The sequence below is a fragment of the Stenotrophomonas sp. P5_A8 genome, assembly GCF_056400545.1.
Genome location: NZ_JBFULB010000233.1, coordinates 1 through 6210 on the forward strand (window position 1 = coordinate 1; position 6210 = coordinate 6210).

At 66.5% G+C, this 6210-nt stretch carries 4 protein-coding genes; all 4 read left to right on the forward strand.

Translation table 11 applies throughout. From position 1 onward, the window contains the following. Window positions 1-246: 246 nt before the first annotated feature. Entirely contained in the window at window positions 247-1656 is a 1410-nt protein-coding gene (locus tag AC1DQP_RS14930) for a ribosomal protein uL16 3-hydroxylase (RefSeq protein WP_478051900.1), read from the forward strand. 2 nt (window positions 1657-1658) lie between these two features. Next, entirely contained in the window at window positions 1659-2567 is a 909-nt protein-coding gene (locus AC1DQP_RS14935) for a GNAT family N-acetyltransferase (RefSeq protein ID WP_457319960.1), read from the forward strand. A 184-nt stretch (window positions 2568-2751) separates the two neighbouring features. Then, the gene (locus AC1DQP_RS14940; RefSeq protein WP_478051901.1) at window positions 2752-5583 is read left to right on the forward strand and encodes a 2-oxoglutarate dehydrogenase E1 component; all 2832 of its coding nucleotides are present in this window, start codon (window positions 2752-2754) and stop codon (window positions 5581-5583) included. A 42-nt stretch (window positions 5584-5625) separates the two neighbouring features. Beyond that, on the forward strand, window positions 5626-6210 hold a 585-nt coding region (locus tag AC1DQP_RS14945; RefSeq protein WP_478051902.1), incomplete at its 3' end, for a biotin/lipoyl-containing protein.

The window sequence follows — 6210 nt, forward strand, 5'->3', positions numbered from 1 at the left end:
GTGTATTGCCATGGATGGCAACACCGAGCCCCCAGGGACGGGTTTACGGCGTGTCCTGGGCAAGGCTGCCCGGCCACCTCACGCCCTGGACAATCGACGCGCCGCAGTTAACGTTTGCGACCAACGCCCCACTCCGCGACACCCCAACGCAGGTGCACATCCGCCCCAACCAGCGGACAATAGACCCGCTCGCGCCGGCCTACGCCGCGCCCCCGCTTTCCGTCTACACGCTCCAAGGATTCCCCCATGGCTGCCCGCAAGACCAAGACCCCCGTCATCGAAATCCAGGCCCGCCCCGGCCTCCCGCTGGGCATGCCCGCGGCCACCTTCCTGCGCGACTACTGGCAGAAGCGCCCCCTGCTCATCCGCGCCGCCTTCGCCGACTTCCAGACCCCCATCCAGCCCGAAGACCTCGCCGGCCTGGCCTGCGAAGACACCGCCCTCGCCCGCCTGATCACCCACGATCGCGCCACCGATGGCTGGAGCGTGCGCACCGGACCGTTCCAGGAAGAAGAATTCCCCGGCATGCCCGACCACGACTGGACCCTGCTCGTCCAGGACGTCGACAAATGGGATCCGGACGTGCGCGCCCTCATCGGCCATTTCGACTTCCTCCCGCGCTGGCGCATGGACGACGTCATGGTCAGCTTCGCCGCCACCGGCGGCTCGGTCGGTGCCCACGTCGACCAGTACGACGTCTTCCTCCTGCAGGCCTACGGCCACCGCCGCTGGCAGATCGACGCCAGCGAATCCAGCAAGGGCAAACGCCCCCCGCTGGACTTCCGCGACGACGTCGAACTCAAGCTCCTGCGCCGCTTCAAGCCTACCCACGACTGGGTCCTGGCGCCCGGCGACATGCTCTACCTGCCGCCCAACGTCCCGCACAACGGCGTCGCCGAAGACCCGTGCCTGACCTTCTCCTTCGGCATGCGTGCGCCGGCCTCGGCCGAGCTGATCAGCGATTACCTTGACACCCTCATCGAAGGCGCCGACGAGTCCATCCGCTACCAGGACCCGGACCTCACCGTGCCCGAGGACCCAAACGAAATCGACGTCGTGGCGATGAACCGCGTGGTCGACGCGCTCAACGCCATCCGCATGAACGATCCCGACAAGCTTGGCGACTGGTTCGGCCGCTTCATCACCACCTATCGCGCTGCCGGTGAAGTGATGCCCGGCGGTGAGCCGGTGCAGCGCGAAGAGATCGAAGCTGCGCTCGCCGCCGGCCTGGACCTGCAGCGCCATCCGTGGGCGCGCATGGCCTGGCGCCGGGCCAAGCGCGGTGCCAGCCTGTACTGCAGCGGCCTGGAATTCGCCTTGCCGGTCAAAGACGCCCAGCTCCTGGCCGCGACTGAACAGCTCGGCGCCGCGCTCTACCAGAAGCTCTCGGCCAAGGGCCGCGATGCCGTCCAGGAACTGGTCTCCGGCGGCTATTACCAGCTCTTCGACGCCCTGGCCTTCGATGACGAAGACGAATTTGACGACGAAGAAGAGGACGGCACCTTCGCCGAGGACGCCATCGTCGATGGCACCGAGGCGGTCGAGGTCGACAGCGCCCAGCCCGATGTCCACGAAGTGACCATCCACGACGACGGCATCGAAGTCATCGTCGATTTCGACGACACCGACGAGAGCGACGACGGCAAGGCGCCCTGAACATGGGCGCATCCGGCATCCAGGTCGCCGTGGTCGACTATCCCGCGCAGCGCGACGCGCTGCACGGAGTCCGGCACCGCGTGTTCGTGGACGAACAGCGGGTGCCGGCCGAACTGGAGATCGATGCGCTCGACCCGCTGAGCGTGCACGTGCTGGCCAGCACTGCCCAGGGCGAGCCGATCGGCGCCGGCCGGCTCACCCCGGACGGCCGTATCGGTCGCATGGCCGTGCTGGCCAACAGGCGCGGCCATGGGGTCGGTGAGGCGATGCTGCTGGCCCTGGTCGAGGCCGCCCGCGCCCGCGGCTGGCGGGAGGTGAGCCTGCACGCCCAGTTGCCGGCCCGCGTGTTCTATACCCGCCAAGGCTTCCTGCCCGAGGGCGACGTGTTCGAAGAGGCCGGTATCGCCCACCAGCACATGCGCCGCGTGCTGGACGGGGCGGTCAACATCACCGCCTTTGATGAGGCGGTGGCGATCACCACCGCCCTGGTCCACCGTGCCCGCCGCCAGCTGTGGATTCACAGCCGCCAGCTCGACCCCGGCCTGCTCGACGCCCCGCCGGTGCTGGAGGCCCTGCGCCGCTTCGGCACCGCCCGCCATGACAAACAGGCCTGGCTGATCGTTCACGACGCCCCGGCCATCGCCCAGTCCGGCTCACCGCTGCCCGGGCTGCTGCAACGCCTGCCCAGCGTCTTCCGGGTCCGTCAGGTCAACGACCCGATCGACCGCGCCTTGGCCTCGGCCTGTCTGCTCAACGATGCCGGCGACTACTACTTTCGTCTGGGTGGGCACCGTTACGACGGTGAAGCCGCCCTCGCGCTGCCAGCACGTTCGCGACCGTTGCAGGACGGTTTGCAGCGCGTATGGGAACGTTCGCGTGAATGCAGCGAATTGCGCGCCATCGGTCTGTAGCTCACGCCACAGGCTCGAACCTGTCTGGGAATGACACCGCAGTCCACCCGGGACCGCCGCGGTGCCCCTTCCTGTCTCGATGGGGGTACAATTTGGGGAGTTAGATACCGCCCGCGCAGGGCTATTCACTTTTCCCTGCCGGATCATCGAAGCCTTACCCCACAAGCGAATCCGACCCTCCATCGTGGACAATCTACTGAAGCAGTTTGCGCAGTCTTCGCAGCTCGCCGGCGGCAACGCCTCCTATATCGAGGATCTGTACGAGCAGTACCTCGTTTCTCCGGACAGTGTCGATCCCAAATGGAAGACCTACTTCGACGGCTTCAAGGGCCGCGAAGCCGGTGACATTCCGCACTCGGCCGTCATCGCCCACATCACCGACGCTGCCAAAAACGCTGTCAACAGCGGTACGGCCACCGGTGCCGGCGACGAGCGCGAGCGCAATGTCGGCCGTCTGATCACCGCCTATCGTTCGCGCGGCCACCTCGGTGCCCGTCTGGACCCGCTGGGCCTGACCCCGCCGACCAACCCGCCGGACCTGGGGCTGCCGTTCCACAGCCTGTCCGAGAGCGACCTGGGCAGCGAGTTCAGCACTGGCGGCATCGCCGGCCAGCCGCGCATGAAGCTGCGCGATCTCCTCGATCGCCTGAAGAAAACCTACACCGGCTCCATCGGTGCGGAATTCATGCACATCTCCGAGGTCGAGCAGCGCCAGTGGCTTTATCAGCGCCTGGAGACCACCGGCGGCAACTACAGCCTGGATGCCGACACGCAGCGTCGCACCCTGGAGCGGCTGACCGCGGCCGAAGGCCTGGAGCGCTACCTGCACACCAAGTACGTGGGCCAGAAGCGCTTCTCGCTGGAAGGCGGCGACTCGCTGATCCCGATGATGGACACCATCATCCGTGACGCCGGCAAGGATGGCGTCAAGGACGTGGTCGTCGGCATGGCCCACCGTGGCCGCCTGAACGTGCTGGTCAATACGCTGGGCAAGAGCCCGCGCAAGCTGTTCGACGAGTTCGAAGGCAAGTTCGAACACGACGACCACGCCTCGGCCGGCGACGTGAAGTACCACATGGGCTTCTCGGCCGACATCGCCACCCCGGGTGGCGCGGTCCACCTGGCGCTGGCATTCAACCCCTCGCACCTTGAAATTGCCGACCCGGTCGTGGCCGGTAGCGTGCGCTCGCGCCAGGAACGTCGTGGCGATACCGAACGCAAGCAGGTGATGCCGATCCTGATCCACGGCGACGCGGCCTTCTCCGGCCAGGGCGTGGTGATGGAGCTGTTCCAGATGTCCCAGGCCCGCGGCTTCGCCGTCGGTGGCACGGTGCACATCGTGGTCAACAACCAGGTCGGTTTCACCACCTCCAACCCGCTGGATACGCGCTCCACGCGCTATGCCACCGATGTGGCCAAGATGATCGCCGCGCCGGTGCTGCACGTGAACGGCGATGATCCCGAAGCGGTCGTGTTCGCCGCCAAGCTGGCCTTCGAGTTCCGCCAGAAGTTCGCCAAGGACGTGGTCATCGATCTGATGTGCTACCGCCGTTGGGGCCACAACGAGGCCGACGAACCGGCGATCACCCAGCCGCTGATGTACCAGGTGATCCGCAAGCACCAGACCACCCGCGAGCTGTATGCCGCCCAGCTGGAAGCCGCAGGCGTCATTCCGGCCGACGGTGGCAGGGCGCTGGTCGATGCCTACCGCAACAAGCTCGATGCCGGCGAAGTCACCACCGAGCTGGCGGCGGTCGAAAAGACCCCGGCCACCAGCAAGATGTACGTCGACTGGCCCAAGCTGCTCAACGGCAAGCTCTCCGACGCGGTGTCCACCGCCGTGGGCATGGAGAAGGTCAAGCAGCTGGCACAGCTGATCAACACCGTGCCCGAGGGCGTGGAGCTGCACTCGCGCGTGGCCAAGGTCTACGACGACCGTCGCAAGATGGCCGCCGGCGAGATCCCGGGCGACTGGGGCTTTGCCGAGAATCTGGCCTACGCCACCGTGCTGGACGAAGGCAACAGCCTGCGTCTGGTCGGCCAGGACGTCGGCCGCGGTACGTTCACCCACCGCCACGCGATCCTGCACGACCAGAAGACCGACAACTACTACCTGCCGCTGCGCCAGCTGGTCGAGTCGCCGGAACAGGCCACCATCATCGATTCGCTGCTCAGCGAAGAAGCGGTGATGGCCTATGAGTACGGCTTCTCCACCACCGATCCGAACACCCTGTGCATCTGGGAAGGCCAGTTCGGCGATTTTGCCAACGGCGCCCAGGTCGTGATCGATCAGTTCATCGCGGCCGGCGAAGCCAAGTGGGGCCGCATCACCGGCCTGACCCTGCTGCTGCCGCATGGTTACGAAGGCCAGGGCCCGGAGCACAGCTCCGCGCGTCTGGAGCGTTTCCTGCAGCTGTGTGCGCTGGAGAACATGCTGGTGTGCGTGCCGTCGACCCCGGCGCAGGCATACCACATGCTGCGTCGCCAGATGCGCATGACCACCCGCAAGCCGCTGATCGTGATGTCGCCCAAGTCGCTGCTGCGCCACAAGCTGGCCGTGTCGACCCTGGAAGAGCTGGCCAACGGCGAGTTCCAGCACCTGATCGGCGATGCCAAGGCAGAGAGCAAGAAGGTCAAGCGCGTGGTGCTGTGCTCGGGCAAGGTCTACTACGACCTGCTCGAAGACCAGACCAAGCGTGGCCAGGACGATGTCGCCATCATCCGTGTCGAACAGCTGTATCCGTTCCCGCGCGTGGCACTGGCAGCGGAGCTGAAGAAGTACGGCAAGGCGGCCGATGTGGTGTGGTGTCAGGAAGAACCGCAGAACCAGGGTGCCTGGTACCAGATCCGTCACCACCTGCAGGCGTGCCTGGCCGATGGCCAGAGCATCCATTACGCAGGTCGCGCCCGTTCGGCATCGCCGGCCGCTGGACACATGGCTGACCACATCATCGAACAGCAGAAGCTGATCGCCGATGCCCTGGTCAACCCGTTCAACGACTCGGTCGCTGAATAACTCCCTCCTCATTCTAGAAAAGACAAACCAGGAAGCTCCCGCATGGCCACCGAAGTCAAAGCCCCGGTACTGCCCGAATCCGTCGCCGACGGCACCATCGCCACCTGGCACAAGAAGGTCGGCGATGCCGTCAAGCGCGATGAAAACCTGCTTGATCTGGAAACCGACAAGGTCGTCCTGGAAGTGCCGTCGCCCGTCGATGGCGTGCTGAAGGAGATCAAGTTCGAGGTCGGCGCCACCGTGACCTCCAGCCAGGTCGTGGCCATCATCGAAGAAGGCGCCACCGCCGCTGCTGCGCCGGCCGCCGAAGAGAAGAAGGCTGACGCCGCTCCGGCCGCTGCCGCACCGGCACCCGCTGCCCCGGCCGCTGCTGCGGCGCCGGCACCGGCCACCAAGTCGGCTGCCGACGCCCTGCCCCCGGGCGCCCGCTTCTCGGCCATCACCGAAGGCGTGAACCCGGCCGACGTATCCGGCACCGGCCGTCACGGTGCGGTGACCAAGGAAGACATCGTCAACTTCGCCCGCAACGGCGGCGCCGGCAAGGCCGGTGGCGCACGTCCGGAAGAACGCGTGCCGATGACCCGCATCCGCAAGCGCATCGCCGAGCGCCTGATGCAGTCCAAGAAC